At 73.5% G+C, this 20,106-nt stretch carries 16 protein-coding genes and 1 pseudogene; 7 read left to right on the top strand and 10 right to left on the bottom strand.

The window, feature by feature from the left end; translation table 11 throughout:
• Nucleotides 1–95 precede the first annotated feature (95 nt).
• The 3 genes and pseudogenes from AB0C99_RS06870 to AB0C99_RS06860 form a co-directional block, all read right to left on the bottom strand.
• Nucleotides 96–704: pseudogene (locus AB0C99_RS06870) on the bottom strand (DUF4157 domain-containing protein); the annotation flags it as partial.
• A gap of 167 nt (nucleotides 705–871) precedes the next feature.
• Nucleotides 872–1,117: a DUF397 domain-containing protein gene (locus AB0C99_RS06865; protein WP_362470397.1), complete on the bottom strand. Its 246-nt coding sequence runs from the start codon at nucleotides 1,115–1,117 to the stop codon at nucleotides 872–874.
• Complete coding sequence (locus AB0C99_RS06860; RefSeq protein WP_362470394.1) at nucleotides 1,114–1,941, bottom strand: Scr1 family TA system antitoxin-like transcriptional regulator; 828 nt, start codon at nucleotides 1,939–1,941, stop codon at nucleotides 1,114–1,116. Before AB0C99_RS06860 ends, AB0C99_RS06865 begins: the two co-directional genes overlap by 4 nt.
• A 113-nt stretch (nucleotides 1,942–2,054) precedes the next feature.
• Between AB0C99_RS06860 and AB0C99_RS06855 the strand changes: the two genes are divergently transcribed.
• From AB0C99_RS06855 to AB0C99_RS06840, 4 genes are all read left to right on the top strand, one after another.
• On the top strand, nucleotides 2,055–2,444 hold the full coding sequence (locus tag AB0C99_RS06855; RefSeq protein WP_362470391.1) for an ATP-binding protein: 390 nt from the start codon (nucleotides 2,055–2,057) through the stop codon (nucleotides 2,442–2,444).
• A 108-nt stretch (nucleotides 2,445–2,552) separates the two neighbouring features.
• Complete coding sequence (locus tag AB0C99_RS06850; RefSeq protein ID WP_362470388.1) at nucleotides 2,553–3,971, top strand: ricin-type beta-trefoil lectin domain protein; 1,419 nt, start codon at nucleotides 2,553–2,555, stop codon at nucleotides 3,969–3,971.
• 193 nt (nucleotides 3,972–4,164) lie between these two features.
• Entirely contained in the window at nucleotides 4,165–6,282 is a 2,118-nt protein-coding gene (locus AB0C99_RS06845; RefSeq protein WP_362470385.1) for a phosphocholine-specific phospholipase C, read from the top strand.
• 134 nt (nucleotides 6,283–6,416) lie between these two features.
• On the top strand, nucleotides 6,417–8,642 hold the full coding sequence (locus tag AB0C99_RS06840) for an MMPL family transporter (RefSeq protein ID WP_362470383.1): 2,226 nt from the start codon (nucleotides 6,417–6,419) through the stop codon (nucleotides 8,640–8,642).
• Between the two features lie 30 nt (nucleotides 8,643–8,672).
• On the opposite strand, the gene AB0C99_RS06835 is transcribed toward AB0C99_RS06840, so the two are convergent.
• Genes AB0C99_RS06835 through AB0C99_RS06820 form a run of 4 tightly spaced genes read right to left on the bottom strand, consistent with a single transcriptional unit; the run spans nucleotide 8,673 to nucleotide 12,389 of the window.
• Entirely contained in the window at nucleotides 8,673–9,431 is a 759-nt protein-coding gene (locus AB0C99_RS06835) for an ATP-binding cassette domain-containing protein (RefSeq protein ID WP_362470380.1), read from the bottom strand.
• Nucleotides 9,428–10,390 carry an iron chelate uptake ABC transporter family permease subunit gene (locus tag AB0C99_RS06830; protein ID WP_362470378.1) on the bottom strand — a complete coding sequence of 321 codons (963 nt, stop codon included), beginning with the start codon at nucleotides 10,388–10,390 and terminating at the stop codon, nucleotides 9,428–9,430. Before AB0C99_RS06830 ends, AB0C99_RS06835 begins: the two co-directional genes overlap by 4 nt.
• On the bottom strand, nucleotides 10,383–11,348 hold the full coding sequence (locus tag AB0C99_RS06825) for an iron chelate uptake ABC transporter family permease subunit (RefSeq protein ID WP_362470375.1): 966 nt from the start codon (nucleotides 11,346–11,348) through the stop codon (nucleotides 10,383–10,385). Before AB0C99_RS06825 ends, AB0C99_RS06830 begins: the two co-directional genes overlap by 8 nt.
• Nucleotides 11,349–11,396: 48 nt before the next feature.
• A complete protein-coding gene (locus tag AB0C99_RS06820; RefSeq protein WP_362470373.1) occupies nucleotides 11,397–12,389 on the bottom strand; it encodes an ABC transporter substrate-binding protein in 993 nt (330 codons plus the stop codon).
• A gap of 350 nt (nucleotides 12,390–12,739) precedes the next feature.
• Between AB0C99_RS06820 and AB0C99_RS06815 the strand changes: the two genes are divergently transcribed.
• Both AB0C99_RS06815 and AB0C99_RS06810 read left to right on the top strand, forming a co-directional pair.
• The gene (locus tag AB0C99_RS06815) at nucleotides 12,740–12,916 is read left to right on the top strand and encodes a hypothetical protein (protein WP_362470371.1); all 177 of its coding nucleotides are present in this window, start codon (nucleotides 12,740–12,742) and stop codon (nucleotides 12,914–12,916) included.
• A 7-nt stretch (nucleotides 12,917–12,923) separates the two neighbouring features.
• Nucleotides 12,924–15,983, top strand: coding sequence for a BREX system ATP-binding domain-containing protein (locus AB0C99_RS06810; RefSeq protein ID WP_362470368.1), 3,060 nt, complete (start codon nucleotides 12,924–12,926; stop codon nucleotides 15,981–15,983).
• Here AB0C99_RS06810 and AB0C99_RS06805 read toward each other — a convergent pair.
• The 3 genes from AB0C99_RS06805 to AB0C99_RS06795 form a co-directional block, all read right to left on the bottom strand.
• Nucleotides 15,980–16,180 (bottom strand): DUF6191 domain-containing protein, encoded by a 201-nt coding sequence (locus tag AB0C99_RS06805; RefSeq protein WP_362470365.1) that lies wholly within the window; start codon nucleotides 16,178–16,180, stop codon nucleotides 15,980–15,982. The two genes, AB0C99_RS06810 and AB0C99_RS06805, sit on opposite strands and share 4 nt — an antisense overlap.
• Before the next feature lie 13 nt (nucleotides 16,181–16,193).
• A complete protein-coding gene (locus AB0C99_RS06800) occupies nucleotides 16,194–17,324 on the bottom strand; it encodes a PQQ-dependent sugar dehydrogenase (protein ID WP_362470362.1) in 1,131 nt (376 codons plus the stop codon).
• 217 nt (nucleotides 17,325–17,541) lie between these two features.
• Nucleotides 17,542–18,546, bottom strand: coding sequence for an aldo/keto reductase (locus tag AB0C99_RS06795; protein WP_362470359.1), 1,005 nt, complete (start codon nucleotides 18,544–18,546; stop codon nucleotides 17,542–17,544).
• Nucleotides 18,547–18,621: 75 nt separating this feature from the next.
• Between AB0C99_RS06795 and AB0C99_RS06790 the strand changes: the two genes are divergently transcribed.
• Complete coding sequence (locus tag AB0C99_RS06790; RefSeq protein ID WP_362470356.1) at nucleotides 18,622–19,584, top strand: 2-hydroxyacid dehydrogenase; 963 nt, start codon at nucleotides 18,622–18,624, stop codon at nucleotides 19,582–19,584.
• The last annotated feature ends 522 nt before the right edge of the window (nucleotides 19,585–20,106 follow it).

Here is a 20,106-nt window from a genome sequence, read left to right as displayed (position 1 = left end):
TCCGTCAGCGCCCGCTGGACGACAGGTGGCCGCGTGCCCCCGGCCGCGCGCTGGACCGGCGGCGCGGCGGCCTGTTCCGAAGCCACCGCCGGGCCCGACAGCGCGCGCCGGGCGTTCGCCTCGGCCTCGCGCTCGAAGCGGTCCGAGGGGTCGGAGACCCGCAGGCCGGAGCCGTTGTCCGTGCCGGCGACCGGGCCCTGGCGCTGCTGGATGACGTGGGTCAGCTCGTGCGCGAGGGTGTGGCGGTCGCCGCCCCCGTCGCCGATGACGATGTGGCTGCCGGAGGTGTACGCGCGGGCGCCGATCTCGGCGGCGGACGCGCGGGCCGCGCTGTCGTCGTGCACGCGCACGTCGGAGAAGTCGGCGCCCAGCCTGGACTCCATGTCGGCGCGAGTGCCGTCGTCGAGCGGCCTCCCGGCGCCGCTCAGGACGCCGTGCACGGCCGAGCGCTGTACGGGAGCGGGCGCGGCCTCCGGGCCCTGCGCGTGGCCGCAGCCCGCGCCGTGCTGGTGCCGGGACTCCTCGACCAGCCGGGAGACGGCGGCGTTGCCGATCGTGCGCTGGAGGGCGAGGACCGTCTGCGGGGACAGGGCACCGCCGACACCGGCAGCGGGGGTGACCGCGTCGCCGCGCGGCCTGTCACGACGGGCGCCCGCCTCCGCCCTCGTCGCGGTCGACGGCTTCGGTGCGTCCTTGGCGTGCATGAAAATCCCCCTGAAGGGCGTGGTACGGGTGCGTTCCTCCCTGTCTAGTCGGCGGAGCCGACCGGGAACAACGCCCTCCAGGGCACCGTGCGGTGGGTGAACGGGCAACCCCGACGCGACGGCGGGCACGGCACCTGTTCGGCGGCCGCCGTCGCGTCCGTGCGCTGCTAGACGGCGACCTCGGCCAGGAAGCCCGACCAGGCGGTGGGGGAGACGGTGAAGACGGGGCCGGTGTCGCCCTGCTTGGAGTCCCGGACGTGTACGGCGGCGGGGTGGGCGGCCACCTCGACGCACGCGCCGCCCTCGCTGCCGCTGTAGCTGGACTTGCGCCATTCGTAGGCGACTTCGAGGCAAGCGCCGCCCTCATCGCCGCTGTAGCTGGACTTGAACCACGACAGTGCTGCTGTGCTCATGTCTCTCCTGCCAGACGATCCAGCAGGCCCATGGTGTCTTCGGGTGTCAGGGCCTGCGATCGCAGCATTCCATATTTGGCCTGGAGGATGCCGACCTCGTCGGGATCATCGATGAGGAAGCTCACCCGCTGGCCTTCGATGTAGGCCACGTGTTCGTGACCGGGGGTTTCGATGAGCACCATGGGCCCGTTGAGCCCCGCGTGCTTCATACGCGCCTTGGGGATGATCTGGAGTGCCAGGAAGGGGAGTTCGGCCAGCGCGCGCAGATGCCGGATCTGGTCGCGCAGCACCTCTCGTCCGCCGATGGGACGTTCCAGGATGGCCTCGTCCAGCAGGAAGGACATCATCGGCGGCCACGGCTTCTGCTCGAAGATCCGCTGCCGGTCCAGCCGGTCGAGCATCCGGTCCTCCGCCTCCTGCGGAGTGATCGGCGGGTACAGGCAGTCGAAGACCGCGCGGGCGTAGTCGGGCGTCTGGAGCAGTCCAGGGACGACACCGTTCTCGTACCAGCTCAGGCTCAGGGCCTGTGCCTCCAGCTCGATGAACTCCTGCACGAACGCCGGGAAGCGCTCCTTCTTCGGCGCCTTCTCCACCAGCACGGTGAGCGCCCCGCCGGTGTTCAGGATGCCGTCGAACTCACCCGCCAGCACCAGGCGCAGTGCCCGCCGCCCCTGCTCGATCGACCCGAGCGTCTCCAGGGCCACACACGCCTCGGTGGCCAACTGGGGCTGGGTCATCCCCGCTTGTTTCCGGTAATGCGCCACCAAGGCGCCCGTCGCCACCCATGCGGGCACCTTCTTCCTGGGATTCGTCGCGCGTGTCATGAGGCGTGGTTTCCCCGAGCAACGCCCGCCCGACGCATCCGGAACCCGTACAAAGAATTTGTACGGGTCGGATCGCTGGGGCGCGTGGGGCGCGAAACGCCACCTTGATCGCCATGAACGACGAACTTCCCCTGTTCCGCGAGGTCTTCTACCGCCGCGAGCACCGTTCCGTGCCCCTCGCCCGCGACTTCGTCCGCAAGGCGCTGGCCGACTGGGGAGTGGACGCCCGCGCGGAAGACGTACTGGTGTGCGTGAGCGAACTCGCCACCAACGCCCTCCGGCACGGCGTCCCGCCCGGCCGCGGCTACCGCCTCCACCTCTACCTGGAGCGCCCCGGCCCGCTCCGGATCGAGGTCCACGACAGCGGCGACGGCACGCCCGCCGTCGTCCGCACCCCCGAGGGCGAGTCCGGGCGCGGGCTGCTGCTCGTCGAGGCGCTCGCGGACCGGTGGGGGGTGGGGGAGCGGGACCCCGGGAAGATCGTCTGGTGCGAGTTCGGGTGATGTCCGGGTGATGCGTGGGGCCCCGAGCTCGGGGCGTGGTCCCGATACGGTCGATACGATCGCGAGGATCCTCAAACGATCTTCACTCGAAACCCACGGGGGAACGCCTTGTCCGTCTCATCCACCTCACGCAGAGCCCTGGCCTTCCTGGCCGCGGGCTGCCTGTCACTCATAGGGCTCCAGGCCGGGCCGCTGGCGACCGAGGCCGCCGCGGCCACGGACAGCGGCCGGTTCCAGGGTGTCAACTGGGCCGACCCGCGCGACAATTACGCGAGAGACGAGCTGGTCCTCTCGGGCCTCTCGAAGACCGACGACTTCTCCGCCACGTACGCCAAGTCGGCGGCGATCGTCGGGCAGTTCCAGAGCAAGTTCGGCGTCAACACGGTCCGGCTGCCGGTCAACCCGGCCACCGTGAACGGCCCGTACTGGCAGTCGTACACCGGGGCCATCGACGCCGCCCTCCACAAGGGCGTCAAGGTCCTCCTCGGCTACTGGGAGGCCCCGGGCGCCAAGGACGGGAAGATCGACGACCAGGCGTCCTACGACGCGATGTGGACGACGATCCTCGCCAAGTACGGGGACTCCCAGCAGGTCTACTTCGAGCCGATGAACGAGCCGTTCGGCTACACGGCCGCGCAGTGGACCGACGTCGCCGCCGGCTGGCTCGGCACCCACGGCCGCAACATCTCCCGCGAGCGGGTCTTCGTCGGCGGCACCGGCTACAGCGAGGACGTGCGCCCGGTCTGCGCCGACTCCCGCCTCGCCGGCACCCACCTCTCGCTGCACCACTACGGCTTCTGGCACGGCGACTGGACCGACCGCGCCCAGTGGGCGGCCGACCTGCGCACCAAGGTCGGCGGCTGCGCCTCCCGCACGGTCCTGACCGAGTTCGGTTCAAACCTCGCCAGCGGGCTCGACTACAACGGCCCGGTCAACGGTTCGAACGAGATCGCGTACCTCCAGGGCGACACCGACACCCTGCGCGAGCTCGGCATGGGCTCGGTCTACTGGCCCGGTCTGCGCAACGGCGACTGGTACAGCCTCACCGAACTCCAGGGCACCGGCACCGACCTCACCCTGCGCACCACCAACCAGTCCGCCGCCGACCGGCTCGCCTGGGCCTGGTTCGGCACCGGCCGCCCGGCCGTCCAGAACGGCGTCCTGCGGGGCGTCGGCTCCGGACACTGCCTCGACGTGCCCGGCGCCTCCAAGGAGGCCGGCAGCTCGCTGATCATCTGGTGGTGCACGGCCGGCTCGCCCAACCAGCAGTGGGCGTACACGCCGGAGAAGGAGCTGCGGGTCTACGGCACCATGTGCCTGGACGCCGACCACGGCGGGCGCGGGCTGATCATCTGGTACTGCAACGGCGGCGCCAACCAGAAGTGGACCTTCAACGGCGACGGCACGGTCACCAACCAGATGAACGGCTTCAACATCGACGTCTCCGGCGAGGCCACGGCCCCCGGCAGCTCGGTCGCCCTCTGGTACGGCAACGGCGCCCCCAACCAGCGGTGGCAGCGGAGCTGATACGGGCCTGATACGGGCCTGATACGGGCCTGATCAGGCCACCTCGGCGCGGCGGTGTTCCCTCGGGCGTTCACCGCCGCGCCCCCACGGGGTCTTCTCACGGACACCCGGTCTCATTAGCGTCCCTGACGTACCAGGCCAATGGCTCAACGACGAACCATTGGGTGTCAGGTCCGCGACTGGAGGTCGGTCCTTGTCCACGGAGTCCACGGAGACGAACCCCGAGCTGTCCCGCAGGAGGCTGTTCGCCCTGGGCGGCGGCGCCCTCGGGGTGGCCGCCGCCGGATCGCTGCTGCCGCCGTCGCTCCAGGCCGCGATGGCCGCCGAGCCGGCCTCGGGCGGGCTCTCGGCGGTGAAGCACGTGGTGATCCTCATGCAGGAGAACCGTTCCTTCGACCACTACTTCGGCACCCTGCGCGGCGTCCGCGGCTTCGGCGACCGCAACGCCATCGAACTGCCCGGCGGCACGCCGGTCTTCGAGCAGCCCGCCGCCGGACGGACCGTGCTGCCCTTCCCGGTGCGCGGCGCCGCCGCGACGCAGCAGAAGGACCTCCAGTACATAGGCGACCTCGACCACTCCTGGAGCGGCGGCGCGAAGGCGTGGCGGGGCGGCTGGATGGACGGCTGGGTCACCGCCAAGACCGCCGCCACCATGGCGTACTACGACCGGCGGGACATCCCGCTGCACTACGAGCTCGCGGACACCTTCACCATCTGCGACGCCTACCACTCCTCCATCCACACCTCCACCAGCCCCAACCGCAACCATCTGTGGTCCGGCTGGACCGGATTCGAGGCCGACGGCAGCCGCGCCGTCACCAACGCCGCCTACGCGGAGGGCACCCACCCCGGCTACGGCTGGTCCACCTACGCCGAGCGGCTCGAAGCCGCCGGGCGGAGCTGGAAGACGTACACCGAGTGGGAGAACTTCACCGACAACAACATCGAGTTCTTCACCAGCTTCAAGAAGATCGCCCGCAAGGCGCTCGCGCCCACCGGCGGGCACACCTTCATGGAGTCCTTCTACGCCGCCGTCCGCGACACCGACGACCTCGCCGAGCGGGCCAGGCTCCTCGGGCTCCTGGAGCGGGGCGTCGCCACCCTCACCCGCGCCGAGCGCTCCCTCTTCGAGCGCGGGCTGCGCCGGGTCGAGACCGGCACCCTCGCCGACGCCTTCCGCGCCGACGTCGCCGCCGGGACCCTCCCCGAGGTCTCCTACCTGGTGCCCTCCGCCGTCGACTCCGAGCACCCCGGCGCCTCCTCCCCGGTCGCCTCCGCCTCCCTCGTCTACAAGGTCCTCGACGCCCTCGGCGCCCACCCGGACGTCTGGCGGCACACCGTCGTGCTGATCAACTACGACGAGAACGACGGCTTCTTCGACCACGTGCCCCCGCCGGTCCCCGCCGCCGACGACCCCGCCGGGGACGCCGAGCGCTACAAGGGCCAGCCCACCGGCCTCGGCATCCGGGTCCCGCTGCTCGTCGTTTCCCCCTGGACCGTCGGCGGCTACGTCTGCTCCGAGACCTTCGACCACACCTCCGTGATCCGCTTCCTGGAGCGCCTCACCGGCATCCGCGAGCCCAACATCACCCCCTGGCGCCGCGCCGTCACCGGCGACCTCACCTCCGCCTTCGACTTCAAGCGCACCCGGCGGCAGCCGCCCGTCGAGCGCCCCGGCGCCATCCCGCCCTTCACCGGCCGCTGGCGCCCCCAGCCGCCCGCCGTGCAGACCATGCCCGTCCAGGAGCCCGGCACCCGCCCGGCCCGCCCGCTGCCCTACCAGCCGGACGCCTCCGCCACGGTCGGCGACGGCGCCGTCACGCTGGCGCTGCGCAACACCGGCCGGTCGAGCGCGCACCTCGCGCTCTACCCGTACGCGGGCGAGTTCGCCGTCCCGCAGCACCGGGACGTGCGGGGCGCGGCCGAGTGGACCGTCCCCCTCACCCGGGACCGCTACCGCTTCACCGTGACCGGGCCCAACGGCTTCCGCCGCGAGTTCGAGGGCCCCGCCGCCGGGGGCGCCCAGCTCGCCTCGCGCGTCGACCACCACGACCGCGACCTCCACCTCACCCTGCGCAACGAGTCCCGGACCGCCGTCGCCTTCACCGTGCGCCCGCTCGGCTACGTCGACGAGCGGGACCTGCGGGACTGGACCCGCACGGTCACCGTGAAGCCCGGCCGGAGCCGTACCGTCGTGCACTCCGCCGCCGACGCCCACGGCTGGTACGACATCGAGGTCACCGGCCCCGAAGGCTTCCGGCGGCGGCTGATGGGCCACATCGAGAACGGGCGGCCCAGCGTCTCCGGGTAGCCCGTCCCCAGGGGGCCGGGACCTCCGTCCCGACCCCCTCCGGACCCCCTGTGAGGATCGCCACGAAACGGGCAAACGATCACGTTTGGCTGTAACAGTGGGGCCAGTACCGATCCACCCAGGGAGCGCGTCCGTTGGCAGCCATCGCACGGTGGTGCATCAAGCACCGCCTCGTCGCCGTCCTGATCTGGCTGCTCGCCCTCGGGGGCGCCGCGACCGGCGCGGCGATCGCCGGCAACGCGTACTCCAACGACTACGAGGTCCCCGGCACCGAGTTCGGCCGCGCCACCGCCCTGCTCGAACAGGGCTTCCACGGCGCGGGCGGCGACACCGACACCATCGTCTGGCACACCGACCGGGGCAGCGTCCGCGCCGAGGGCGTCGAGCGGCGGATGACCGCCATGCTCGACAAGGTCGCCGACCTCCCCGGCATCGCCTCCGTCACCTCCCCGTACGGCCCCGACCGGGGCCAGATCAGCGAGGACGGGCGCACCGCCTACGCCACCGTCGCCTTCGACGCGGCGGCCACCGACATCCCGGTCGGCCAGGCCGAGGCCCTGGTGGACACCGCCCGGGGCGCCGCGACCGACGACGTACGGGTCGCCCTCGGCGGCAGCGCCGTCGCCCTCACCGAGGCCCCCGGCGGGCACATCGCGGAGGCCGTCGGCGTGGTCGTCGCCGCCGTCGTCCTCTTCGTCGCCTTCGGCTCGCTCGCCGCCTCCCTGCTGCCCATCGCGACCGCCCTCGTCAGCGTCGGCATCGCCTACTCCGGCATCGTGCTCCTCGGGCACCTCATGACGGTCGCCGACTTCGCCCCGATGCTCGGGATGCTCATCGGCCTCGGCGTCGGCATCGACTACGCGCTCTTCATCGTCACCCGGCACCGCAAGGGCCTCAAACGCGGCCTGCCCGTGCCCGAGGCGGCCCGGATCGCCGTCGCCACCACCGGCCGCGCCGTCGTCTTCGCGGGCGCCACCGTCTGCATCGCCCTGCTCGGGATGCTGATCCTGCGGCTCAGCTTCCTCAACGGCGTCGCCATCGCCGCCTCCCTCACCGTCGTCCTCACGGTCGCCGCCTCCGTCACCCTGCTGCCCGCGCTGCTCTCCCTCATCGGGATGCGCGCGCTCAGCCGCAAGGAGCGCCGCCGGCTCGCCGAGCACGGCCCGCAGCCCGAGCTGCCCACCGGCTTCGCCGCCCGCTGGTCCGCCTTCGTCGAGCGGCACCCCAAGCTGCTCGGCGGGGTCGCCGCCGTCGTCATGCTCGCCCTCGCGCTGCCGACCCTCTCGCTCCACCTCGGCACCTCCGACCAGGGCAACAACCCGGCCTCCGCGACCACCCGGCAGGCGTACGACCTGCTCGCCGACGGCTTCGGGCCGGGTGTCAACGGGCCGCTGACCCTGGTCGCCTCGCTCGACGGCGCCGAGGCCAAGGTCGCCATGAACGAGCTGCCCGCCGCCCTCGCCCACACCAAGGGCGTCGCCTCGGTCTCCCCGGTCACCTACAACGGCTCCGGCGACACCGCCGTGCTCACCGTCGTACCCGAGTCCTCGCCCCAGTCGAAGGCCACCAGCGAGCTCGTCGACCGGCTCCGCGACGACGTCCTCCCGGCCGCCTCCGACGGCACCTCGCTCCAGGTCCACGTCGGCGGCGTCACCGCCTCGTACGACGACTTCGCGGAGATCATCGTCGGCAAGCTGCCGCTCTTCGTCGGCGTCGTCATCGCGCTGGGCTGCGTGCTCCTGCTGCTCGCCTTCCGCTCCATCGGCATCCCGCTCAAGGCCGCCGCCATGAACGTGGCCGCCGTCGCCTCCGCCTTCGGCGTCGTCGTGGCGATCTTCCAGTGGGGCTGGGGCAGCGAACTCCTCGGCCTCGGCAGCGCCGGACCGATCGAGCCCTTCCTCCCCGTGATCATGGTCTCGGTCCTCTTCGGACTCTCCATGGACTACCAGGTCTTCCTGGTCAGCCGGATGTACGAGGAGTGGCTGGAGACCGGCGACAACCGGCGCGCGGTCCGCGTCGGCCTCGCGGAGACCAGCCGCGTGATCAACTCCGCGGCGGTCATCATGATCTCCGTCTTCCTCGCCTTCGTCCTCTCCGGCGACCGCGTGATCGCGATGTTCGGCATCGCCCTCGCCGCCGCCGTCGCCCTCGACGCCTTCGTCCTGCGCACCCTCCTCGTCCCCGCCCTCATGCACATGCTCGGCGGCGCCAACTGGTGGCTGCCCCGCTGGCTCGACCGCCGGCTGCCCCGCATCAGCATCGAGCCCCCGGAGTGCCGGGCGGCGGCGGACGCGCGGGAGGGCGTGCCGGTGCCCGCGCAGCGCACGGAGTCCGAGGCCGCGGCGGCCCGGCGTTCCTAGCCGGGGGTCGCCTGGGGCCGTCGGCGGCCGTCACGCGTAGTAGACGGCCGTCCGGCGCCCGTCCACGTCATGGACCCGTACGGGAGTGTCGTAGACCTCGCTGAGCACCTCGGCCCGCATCATCTCGGCCACCGTCCCGGCGGCGGCGACGCGGCCGTCGCGCAGCGCCAGGATGCGGTCGGAGTAGGCGGCGGCGAAGTTGATGTCGTGCACCACCATGACGACGGTCTTGCCCAGCTCGTCCGTGGCCCTGCGCAGCTGGGACATCATCCGGACCGAGTGCTTCAGGTCGAGGTTGTTCAGCGGCTCGTCCAGCAGGACGTAGTCGGTGTCCTGGGCGATCACCATGGCGACGTAGGCGCGCTGCCGCTGGCCGCCGGAGAGCTGGTCGAGGAAGCGGTGCCGCAGGTCGCCGAGGTCCAGGAAGTCCAGGGCGTCGTCGATGTGCGCCTGGTCGGCGGCGGTCGGGCGGCCCCGCGAGTGGGGGAAGCGGCCGAAGGCGACGAGCTCCCGCACCGTCACCCGGGCGGTGAAATGGTTCTCCTGCCGCAGCACGGACAGGACGCGGGCCACGTCGCGGGTCCTGGCGCGGTGCACGTCCAGCCCGTCCACCGTCACGCGCCCGGCGGTGGGCTCGGCGAGCCGGCCGATCAGGGTGAGCAGCGTCGACTTCCCCGCCCCGTTGGGGCCGATGAGCGAGGTGAACCCGCCCTTGGGGATGCTCCCCGAGAGGGGGCCGAGGACCACGGTGTCCCCGTACGTCTTGGTGAGGCCGGTGAACTCGATCACAGGGCGCCCTTCCGGAGCAGGTGGACGAGGAAGACGGCGCCGCCGAGGAACTCGATCACCACGGTGAGCATCCCCGCGGCGTAGAAGACGTGTTCCATGATGAACTGGCCGGTCACCAGGGTGAGAAGGCCGAGCAGGAAGGCCATCGGCAGGACGACGGCGTGCCGGTGGGTGCCCGCCACCCGGTAGGCGAGCGTCGCCACGACGAACCCGAAGAAGGTCATCGGCCCCGCCAGCGCGGTGGACATCGCGACCAGCACGGACACCAGGCCCAGCATCGTCAGCAGCTCGCGGCGGTGGGCGACACCCAGCCCGGTGGCCGCCTCCCGGCCCAGGAGCAGGGTGTCCAGGTGGTGGCGGCGGGCCCAGATGACGCCGCCGGCGCCCAGGCAGACCAGGGCCGCCAGCGGCAGATGCGTGGCCTCCACGGTGCTGAGCCGCATGAAGAGCCGGGCGGAGAGCACGTCGAACTCGGCGGTGGAGAGCATCCGCTGGAGGAAGACGGAGAGGCTGCCGAAGGCGAGGCCGAGGACCACGCCGACGAGGAGCAGGACGTGCAGGTTGCCGCCCCGGGAGAAGAGCCGGCCGAAGAGCAGGGTCGTGAAGGCGACCATCAGCAGGGTCTGGGCGAGCAGCTTGGGCAGCCCGTCGGTCGCGGCGAGCGCGCTGCCGCCGAGGACGAAGACCATCAGGGTCTGCGTCAGCGTGTAGACCGAGTCGAAGCCCATGATCGACGGGGTGAGGATCCGGTTCCCGGTGACGGTCTGGAAGACCACGGTGCCCACCGCGTGGGCGAACGCCGCGACCGTCATCGCGCCGAGCAGGGTCAGCCGCCGGTCGAGCGCGAAGGCCAGGTCCCCCTCCACGAAGAGGAGGAGGAAGGCGGCGACCGCGACGGCGGCCAGCCCGGCGACCGTCCAGAGCCGGACGGAACTCGTCGGCGAGGCGTTCTCAGACACGTGCCCTCCCGTGCTGTCGCAGGGTCATCGCCACGAAGACCGCCGCTCCGACGACCCCGAGCACCACGGAGACCGGGATCTCCATGGGGAAGATCACCAGGCGGCCGATCAGGTCGCAGACGATCAGCAGCGCCACGCTGCCGAGCACCACCCAGAAGAGGTTCTTCCTGACGTCGTCGCCCCGGACGAGGGAGACCATGTTGGGCACGATCAGCCCGAGGAAGGGCAGGAAGCCCACCACCACGGCGGTCACGCCGGTCGCCAGCGAGACCAGGGCGAGCCCGGTGAACAGGGTGCGCCGGTAGGGCAGTCCGAGGCCGGTGGCCGTGTCGCGGCCCAGCCCCGCGAGGGTGAAGCGGTCGGCCGCCACGTACAGCACGGCGACGATGCCCGCGACGACCCAGATCGGTTCGTAACCGCCGCGGACGACGGAGCTGAAGCCCCCGGAACGCCAGGTCGCCAGCATCTGGAGCAGATCGGTGCGGGCGGCGACGTAGAGCGTGACGGCGCCGACGACGGCACCGAGCATGATGCCCACGATGGGGACGATGACCTGCGACCTGAGCGCGACCCGCCCGAGCACGGCCAGGAAGGCCATCGACCCGGCGAGGGCGAAGAGACTCGCGACGCTCATCCTCACGAGCGGCGGGGCGGCGGGCGCGCCGATCGTGAGCAGCAGCACGCCCAGGGCCGCCCACTCGCTGGTCCCCGTGGTCGTCGGCTCGACGAAACGGTTCTGGACGAGCATCTGCATGATCAGACCGGATACGGCCATGGCCGCGGCGGCGAAGACCAGCGCGAGGGTGCGCGGGACCCGGGAGATGAGGAACATGTTCCGGGCGGCCGGGTCGGTGAGGAGGGCGGGGACGTCGATGTCGTAGCCGCCGACCAGGAGCGAGGCGCAGACCAGCGCGAGGACGAGGAGCACGGCGAGCGCGGCGGGGATGCGGCGGCGCATGGGGGAGGGAGCCTCCGGGGCTAGCGGGGCCAGTGGGACTGGCGGGGGCTAGTGGGACTGGCGGGAGGCGGTGAAGGCGGCCGTCAGTTGCTCGAAGGCCCGGGTGTACGACTCGATCCCCTCGGTGAGGTAGAAGTCGGACGGCAGGTACACGACCTGGTTCTTCTTCCGGAACGTGGTGTCGGCCCAGGCTTCCTGCCCCTCGACCAGCCGGCGCGCCGGGGTGCCCTTGTCGCCGCCCTCCGCGACCGCCGAGTCCCGGTCGAGGAGGATCATCCACTCGGGGTCGAGCTGGGCGATCGTCTCGGGCGCGAGCCCGGAGTTGTTGTGCACCGACGTGCTGTCCTGGCCGTCGGCCGGCAGGACGTTCCGCAGGTCGAGCCGCTCGACGAGGCGGCCGATGCGGCTCGCGCCGTTGTCGATCCGTCCGGCGCTGGTGACGCCGAGGAAGACGCTCTCCCCCCGGACGGCCTTCGCGGCGGCGCCCTCGGCCGCGTCGAGCCCGGCGACGAGCTCCTCGGCCTTCTTCTCCTGGCCGAAGATCCTGCCCAGGGTCGCGGTCTGCTTCCGCAGGGCGTCGACGTAGTTCGTGTCGGAGGGGGCGATGTCGATCGTCGTGGCGATCTTCGAGAGCTTCGCGTGGTGGCCGGAGAAGCGGTAGCCGCCGATGATCAGGTCGGGCCGGGCGGCGTTGAGCGCCTCCAGCCTCGGCTCCCGGTGGTCGCCCACGTCCTTGACGTCGGGGCTCTTGTGCCAGTCCTGGTAGCCGTCGCGCGGCAGCAGCCCCTTCGGGACGGCGACCGGCTCGACGCCGAAGGCCCTGACCGTCGCGAACGCCGTGTTGTCGAGCACCGCCACGCGTATCGGCTTCACCGGGACCTCGGCGTCCCCCTTGTTGGTGGGGACGGTGACCGTCCGCCCGGCGGACGGGCCTTCGCCGCCGGACGGCCCGCCGCAGGAGGCGAGCGAGAGGCCGGTGGCGAGGGTGACGCCGGTGGCGACGAGGGGGTTGCGGAGACGGAGGCGGGGACGGGGACGCACGGGGAGGGCTCCTGTCGTCAGGGGTGCACAAAGGTGTGAACGGGGCAATTCGCTCGCCGCTAGTTAGGTAAACCTAACCTAGGGATGATCTTCTCGGCAAAAGCCCCTCTTCGGGCATCCCGACGGGCGCCTACGGCCTCCCCGCACCCCCCTACGGCCCCCCTACGGCATCCCTACGACCTCCCTAAGGCCCCCTCGCCGCCGCCTAAGGCCCCCCGGCCACCGAACATGCGGCACTCGCCCGATGTGGCCGCACCCCCTGGCGGACGAAAGTAGAGGCATCGCAAGGAGCGATACGGAAACCGAAGCCGCCACCGGGACCGGTACGGCAAGAGCCCAGGGAGCACGCCATGTTCACGTACGAACTCCACACCCTCCGCCACGCCGAGCTCCTCCGTGAGGCCGCCGCCGAGCGCCTGGCCCACGAGGCCGCCCGCGCCGGCAAGGGCCGCCGCTGGATGCGCCGCCAGGATCCGGAGGGGCAGGTGAGCCCCACCGCCCAGCACCGCTTCGCTCGGGCCGCGTGACCCCCGTATGGGTGCGAACGCGGACGCCTGTGCGATGCTCGGCGCCGTGGAGACCAAGTCAGTGAGCCCCGTGTTCGTCGGCCGCGCCGGCGAACTGACCGCCCTCACCGAGGCGCTCTCCCGCGCGACCGCGGGAGAGCCCCAGGCCCTGCTCGTCGGCGGTGAGGCGGGTGTCGGAAAGACCCGCCTCATCGAGGAGTTCACCGCCCTCGCCCACACCCAGGGCGCGGTCGTCGCCCTCGGCGGCTGCGTCGAGATCGGCGCCGACGGACTCCCCTTCGCGCCCTTCTCGTCCGCCCTGCGCGCCCTGCACCGCCGCCTCCCCGAGGAACTGGCCGCCGCCGCCGACGGACACCAGGGCGAACTGGCCCGGCTGCTCCCCGAGTTCGGCGACCTCACCCACCACGAGCCCGCCGCCGAGGACTCCACCGCCCGCCTCTTCGAGCTGACCGTACGGCTCCTGGAGCGCATCGCCGCCGACCGCACCGTCGTCCTCGTCCTGGAGGACCTGCACTGGGCCGACGCCTCCACCCGGCACCTGCTCGCCTACCTCTTCCGCACCCTGCGCCGCGGCCGGATCGTGGTCGTCGCCACCTACCGCGCCGACGACATCCACCGCCGCCACCCGCTGCGCCCCCTCCTCGCCGAACTGGACCGGCTGCGCTCCGTCCGGCGCATCGAGCTCGCCCGCTTCACCCGCGCCGAGGTGCACCGCCAGCTCACCGGCATCCTCGCCGCCGAGCCCGCCCCCGCCCTCCTCGACGAGGTCTTCGTACGCTCCGACGGCAACGCCTTCTTCGTCGAGGAGCTCATCGCCTCCCACGAGTGCGGCGCCTCCCTCGGCTCCCTCAGCGAGTCCCTCCGCGACCTCCTCCTGGTCCGCGTCGAGGCCCTCCCCGACGACGCCCAGCGCGTCGTCCGCGTCGTCGCCGAAGGCGGCTCCACCGTCGAGTTCGACCTGCTCGCCGCCGTCGCCCGGCTCGCCGAGGACGAGCTCATCGAGGCCCTGCGCGCCGCCGTCGGCGCCAACATCCTGCTCGCCGCGCCCGACGGCGACGGCTACCGCTTCCGGCACTCGCTGGTCCGCGAGGCCGTCAGCGACGACCTGCTGCCCGGCGAGCGCTCCCGGCTCAACCGCCGCTACGCCGAGGCCCTGGAGGCCGCGCCCGGCCTCGTCCGCGCCGACGCCCGCGCCAACCGGCTCGCCACGTACTGGTACCAGGCCCACGACGCCGCCCGCGCCCTGCCCGCCGTGCTGCGCGCCTCCGTCGAGACCCGCAAGCGCTACGCCTACGCCGAACAGCTCCGGCTCCTCGAACGCGCCATGGAACTCTGGGACGACGCCCCCGCCGAGGTCCGCCGCGCCCTGCGCCCCATGGACTACGCCGAGGCGTACCCCTCCTGCGGCTGCGACCCCGACACCCCGCTGAGCTACCTCGACCTGCTGGCCGAGGCCACCGTCGCCGCCCGGCTCTGCGGCGAACGCGAACGCGCCCTGAAGATCGCCAAGATGGCCCACCGGCTGCTCGACGGCGCCGGGGACGACGACCCGCTGCGCTCCGCCTGGTTCTGGGTCGAGCGGGCCCGCCTCCAGTCCAACATGGCCCGCGGCGACGGCTGGGACGAGATCGCCCGCGCCCAGGAGCTCGTCCGGGGCCTGCCGCCGTCCGCCGTCCACGCCGTGGTGCTCGCCTTCGCCGCGGGCTGGGGGATGCTCCGCAAGCCCGGCGCCGAGGCGCTGGCCGCCGCCGAACGGGCCGTGGAGTACGCCCGCCTGGTCAAGGCCGAGGGCACCGAACTCGCCGCCCGGCTCACCCTCGGCACCATCATGGTCTCCGCCGGGGCCACCGAACCGGGCCTCGTCGAGATGCGCGAGGTCGGCGAACGCACCCTCGCCCTCGGCCACTTCCACGAGGCGTCCCGCGCCGCCGTCAACATCTCCTCCGCCCTGGAGGGCCTCGGCCGCTCCCGCGAGGCCGCCGAGGTCGCCACCGGCGGCATCGCCATGGCCCGCTCCCACGGCCTGGTCGACAGCACCGGCTGGATCCGCGCCAACCTCGCGGAGTCGCTGTTCTCGCTCGGCGAGTGGGACCGCGTCCAGGAGGAGAGCGAGCTGCTGCTGCGCACCGGCGCCGCCGGATCCAAGCCGGGCGGCACCGCGCTGCTCCAGCTCGCCCGCCTCGCCGTCGGGCGCGGCGAGCCCGCCGTGGCCGCCGCCCGGCTCGCCGAGGCCGCCGCCCGCTACGGCAGCCGCGACCCGATCCCGCAGTACACGCTGCCCATGGCGCACCTGACCGTCGCCGTCGCCGCCGCCGAGGGCCGCCTCGCCGACGTCCGCGCGGAGCTCGCCGCGCTCGCCGTCTCAGGCTTCCCGGCCGGCACCCACCGCTACGGCTGGCCGCTCGTCCTCGCCGCCGTCACCGCCGAGGCCGACGCCCACGGCCTGCCGGCCGCCGCCGAGGGCCGCGCCGCCGCCCTGGACGCCGTACGCCGGGCCGTGCGCTCCCTGGCCGCCCCGGCGCCCCTCTGGCAGGCGTACGGCCTCCAGGTCTCCGCCGAGCTGGCCCGCGCGGAGGCCCGGGACACCGCCGAGCGCTGGGCCGAGGTCGTCGCCGCCTTCGAGCCGCTGGAGCACCCGCACGAGCTGGCCCGCGCCCGGCACCGGCTGGCCGACGCGCTGCTCGCCGGGGGCGGGCGGCGCGACGAGGCCGCCGCCCTGCTGCGCGAGGCCCACGCCACCGCCGTACGCCTCGGAGCGCACCCGCTGCGCGAGGACGTGGAACTGCTCGCCGCGCGCGCCCGCCTCCCGCTGCGCGCCCCCGAGGGCGCGGCCCCGGAGCCGGAGGACCCGGCCGCCGGGACCTTCGGGCTGACCCCGCGCGAGCAGGACGTGCTGCGGCGGCTCGCCGAGGGGCGGACCAACCGGCAGATCGCGGAGGAGCTCTTCATCTCGCCGAAGACGGCGAGCGTGCACGTCTCCAACATCCTCGCGAAGCTGGGCGTGGCCGGGCGGGGCGAGGCCGCCGCCCTGGCCCACCGCCTCCGCCTGTTGGAACCGGCGCCCTAGTCGGCGGGGCCGGGGTCGGGGCTAGGCGCGGTCCCGGGGGTGGGTATCCGCATGACGACCTTGCCCGAGGTGAGGTCTATCGGCCCCTTGTGCGGATCCGCGTCGCCCATGTCCTCACGGGTCAGGGCGAGCCGCTGCCGCTCGTCGTCGGTGTGCTTGCGGCCCGGCGCGAACAGCTCTTCCATCAGGTTGAACATCCGCCTCGCCCTCCTACCCGACCTCCAGCCGGAGGATCTCGTCGTCACCGGGCCCGGGGGTGCCCCGGGTGTCGGTCTCACTCGTCACGAGCCAGAGCCGGGAGCCGTCCCCGGTCGCCAGGACCGTGCGCAGCCGCCCGTACTCACCCGTCAGGAACGCCTGGGGCTCGCCGGAACGTTCCGCTCCGGAGAGCGGTACGCGCCACAGTCTCGCGCCCCGCAGCGCGGCCATCCAGACCGCCCCCCTGGCGTACGCGATGCCGCTCGGCGACGCCTGGTCCGTGGGCCACTGGGCGACCGGGTCGGTGTACCCGGCCCGCCCCGCGCGGCCCTCCACGACCGGCCAGCCGTAGTTGCGCCCCGGCCGGATCAGGTTGAGCTCGTCCCAGGTGTTCTGGCCGAATTCCGACGCCCACAGGCGCCCGGCGGGGTCCCAGGCCAGTCCCTGCACGTTCCGGTGCCCGTACGAGTAGACCACGGAGCCCGGGAAGGGGTTGCCCGGGGCCGGGCGGCCCTCCGGGGTCATCCGCAGGATCTTCCCGCCGAGCGAGCCCTTGTCCTGCGCCAGCCCGGTCCGCCCGGTCTCACCGGTCCCCGCGTAGAGCATCCCGTCCGGCCCGAAGGCGATCCGCCCGCCGTCGTGGGTGAACCCCTTGGGGATGCCGGTGAGCACCGGCTCGGGCGCGCCGGGCCGGTCGCCCGCCCCGCCGCCGTACCGCATCCGCACGATCCGGTTGTCCGTCGCCGAGGTCAGGTACGCGTACACCCAGCCGTCCCGCACGGCCACCCCCAGCAGCCCGCCCTCGCCGCCCGGCACCACCCCCGGGACCACGCCGAGCGGGGTCTGCCGCCCGGTCCGCGCGTCGACCCGGGTCAGCGTCCGCTCGTCCCGCGAGGACACCAGCAGGTCCCCACCAGGCAGCTCGGCGAGCCCCCACGGCGACTTCAGCCCCCGCGTGAGCACCCCGGCGACCCGGGCCCCGCCCGGGGCCACCGACGGCGCCGAGGAGGCGGCCGGGGCCGAGGAGGAGGGCGGGGCCGAGGAGGCGCCCGCGCCCCCGCCCGACGGCGCGGCGCACCCGGCGGCCAGCAGCAGGACGACGGCGCCACCCGCCAGGACGGCTCGCTCTCGGCTTCGGCCCATGCTCCCGGTCCCTTCCGACGGAGGTCTCCCTCCTTGATACACGGGACCACCGACACGGGGGCTGGTGCGGGGCCGGTGGGTCCCGGGGCTTCGGCTTGATACCGAGCCTCGCGCGGGGGCCGGTCGGTCCCGGGGCTCCCGCCCGGCACCCGGCCCCGCACGCGACCCGGTCAGTCCCAGGCCCCCCGCTCGATACCCGGCCCCGCGCGGGCCCCCGTCAGTCCCAGGACTCCCGCGCGGGCGGCAGCGCGGCGATCTCCGCCAGGTCCGCCCCGGTCAGCGTCAGCTCCGCCGCGCGGGCGTTCTCCACCGCCCAGCGCTCCCGCTTCGCGCCCGGGACCGGGATCACGTGCGGTCCGCGCGCCAGCACCCACGCCAGCGCCACCTGCGCCGGGGTCACCTCCGCGCCGTGCCGGGCGGCCACCCGCCGCAGCCCCGCGATCAGCGGCTGGTTGGCCGCCATCATCTCGGCCGTGAAGCGCGGGTGCCGGGCCCGCGGGTCGTCCGCCTCGAAGCCGCCGCCCGGGGTGAGCGTCCCGGTCAGATAGCCGCTGCCCAGCGGCATCGCGGCGAGGAAGCCCACGCCCCGGTCCGCGCACCACGGCAGCAGCCGCTCCAGCGCCTCCGGCGCCCAGACCGACAGCTCCGCCTCGACCGCCGCGACGGGGAAGACCTGCTGGACCCGTTCGAGCTGCCGGATCGTTCCCTCGTAGCCGCAGCCCGGCCGGCCCCGCCGCCGCGCCCGCGCGCCCACCGCGCACAGCCCGAGCGCCCGCACCTTGCCCGCGCGCACCAGCTCGGCCATGGCGCCCCAGGTCTCCTCGACGGGCACCTCGGGGTCCGCGCGATGGAGCTGGTAGAGATCGATCACATCGGTCTGGAGCCGCCGCAGCGAGGCGTCGCAGGCCCTGCGCACGTAGCCGGGGCGCCCGTTGGCCACCACATGCTGGTCGCCGCCGACGAGCAGCCCGCACTTCGTCGACACGAAGACGTCCGCCCGCCGCTCCCTCAACACCCGCCCCAGCAGCAGCTCATTGGTGAAGGGCCCGTACATGTCGGCGGTGTCGAGCAGGCTCGTCCCGGCGTCCAGCGCCGCGTGCACGGTCCGCAGCGAGCGGTCACCGCGCCGCTCCGAACCGCTGTACGCCCAGCTCATCGGCATACATCCGAGGCCCACCGCACCCACACCGAGCGCCGCCGCCCCGATCGTCCTGCGCTCCACGTGCCGCTACCCCTCCCTGTGCCGCCCCCCAAAGTAACCAATCGCGCGCGCGGTTCTTCGCATAGCCTCCCGGTCATGACGTTCGATGACACCGCCGCTGACGTGTGGCTTCCGATCCCCGCCGACGAGATCGAGGGACTTCCCGAGCCGGGCGCGTCGGGCCTGAACTACCTTTTCTGGGACGGCGGACCGGAGTTCCCCGCCGATCCCGCGCGCTGCGCGTTCTACGTCGTGCCGTACATGAAGGGCGAGGAGATCGCGGTCCGCCCGCTCGCCGGGATGAGCTCCGTCCGGGTCGTGCAGACGCTCTCCGCCGGCATCGACCACGTGACCCCCGGCATCGACCGGCTGCGCCCCGGCGTCCGCCTGTGCAACGCCAAGGGCGTCCACGAGGCCAGCACCGCCGAACTCACCCTCGCCCTGATACTCGCCTCGCTGCGCGGCATCCCCGGCTTCGTCCGAGGCCAGGACGCGGAGCGCTGGCGCGCGGGCTTCTACCCGGCGCTCGCCGACAAGACCGTCCTGATCGTCGGCTACGGATCGATCGGCGCCGCCATCGAGGACCGCCTCGCCCCCTTCGAGTGCGCCCGGATCGTGCGCGTCGCGCGCTCGGCGCGTGCAACCGAGCGCGGTCCCGTACACCCGCTGGCCGAACTGCCCGCGCTCCTGCCCGAAGCCGACGTCGTCGTGCTGTCCACGCCGCTCACCCCGGAGACCCGCCACCTCGCCGACGCGGGCTTCCTGGCCCGGATGAAGGACGGAGCGCTGCTGGTCAACGTGGCCCGCGGCCCCGTGGTGGACACCGCCGCGCTCCTGAAGGAGACGGAGAGCGGCCGGATCACCGCCGCGCTCGACGTCACCGACCCGGAGCCGCTGCCCGCCGGACACCCCCTGTGGCACGCGCCCGGCGTGCTCATCAGCCCCCATGTCGGCGGCTCCACCTCGGCGTTCATGCCGCGCGCCAAGCGCCTGCTGGCCGCGCAGCTCGGGCGGTTCGCGGCCGGTGAGGAGCCCAAGAACCTGGTCCTGACCACCTGAGACGCGCGCTCCCGGCACGCGCTCGGCACGCGCCCCCCAGACCGTCACGGAGAGTACTGCGACCCTGTCCCTGAGTGACGATCCTGGTGTATCGTCCCGGAGCGGGGGACTGCGCCGAGAACGGGCAGACGCTGGGGAGCGAAGTGACGGGTCATCAGAATCCGAGGGGGGTGACGGGTGGAGCACGGCCGAGCGAGCGAGAATCCGACGCGGCGGGGCCTTCGGCGCCCCGCCCGCGCCCCGCAGCCGCCCTGCCGGAGCAGCCGGCCCCGCCGAGCCGCGGCCGGTCCGCCGCGGCCGGTCCGGGCCCGGACACCGGCCCGGACACCGACACCACCCCCGCCGCGCCGGACCCCGGCGCACCGGGCGGCCGAGGCGCCCCCGGCGTCCCCGTGCCCCGGGCCGGCGGTGCCCCGCCCGCCCCGCCCGGCGGCGCGCCGGGCGGCTGGGACACCGCCCCCGGCGCGGCGGACGCCGGAGCCTTCTGCGGCCACGCCGTGCCCCGCCCCGACGAGGCCGAGG

This window comes from Streptomyces sp. NPDC048659 (assembly GCF_040650575.1).
Taxonomy (GTDB): Bacteria; Actinomycetota; Actinomycetes; order Streptomycetales; family Streptomycetaceae; genus Streptomyces.
Note: the sequence above shows the minus strand (reverse complement) of the source record. Positions and strands in the feature narration are given on the sequence as shown.

Excerpts from the sequence above, each read along its gene's own strand:
- AB0C99_RS06800 (WP_362470362.1), bottom strand. The coding sequence starts at position 17,324 with ATGGGCCGAAGCCGAGAGCGAGCCGTCCTGGCGGGTGGCGCCGTCGTC.
- AB0C99_RS06865 (WP_362470397.1), bottom strand. The coding sequence starts at position 1,117 with ATGAGCACAGCAGCACTGTCGTGGTTCAAGTCCAGCTACAGCGGCGAT.
- AB0C99_RS06860 (WP_362470394.1), bottom strand. The coding sequence starts at position 1,941 with ATGACACGCGCGACGAATCCCAGGAAGAAGGTGCCCGCATGGGTGGCG.
- AB0C99_RS06855 (WP_362470391.1), top strand. The coding sequence starts at position 2,055 with ATGAACGACGAACTTCCCCTGTTCCGCGAGGTCTTCTACCGCCGCGAG.
- AB0C99_RS06815 (WP_362470371.1), top strand. The coding sequence starts at position 12,740 with ATGTTCACGTACGAACTCCACACCCTCCGCCACGCCGAGCTCCTCCGT.
- AB0C99_RS06805 (WP_362470365.1), bottom strand. The coding sequence starts at position 16,180 with ATGTTCAACCTGATGGAAGAGCTGTTCGCGCCGGGCCGCAAGCACACC.
- AB0C99_RS06810 (WP_362470368.1), top strand. The coding sequence starts at position 12,924 with ATGGGTGCGAACGCGGACGCCTGTGCGATGCTCGGCGCCGTGGAGACC.
- AB0C99_RS06790 (WP_362470356.1), top strand. The coding sequence starts at position 18,622 with ATGACGTTCGATGACACCGCCGCTGACGTGTGGCTTCCGATCCCCGCC.
- AB0C99_RS06825 (WP_362470375.1), bottom strand. The coding sequence starts at position 11,348 with ATGCGCCGCCGCATCCCCGCCGCGCTCGCCGTGCTCCTCGTCCTCGCG.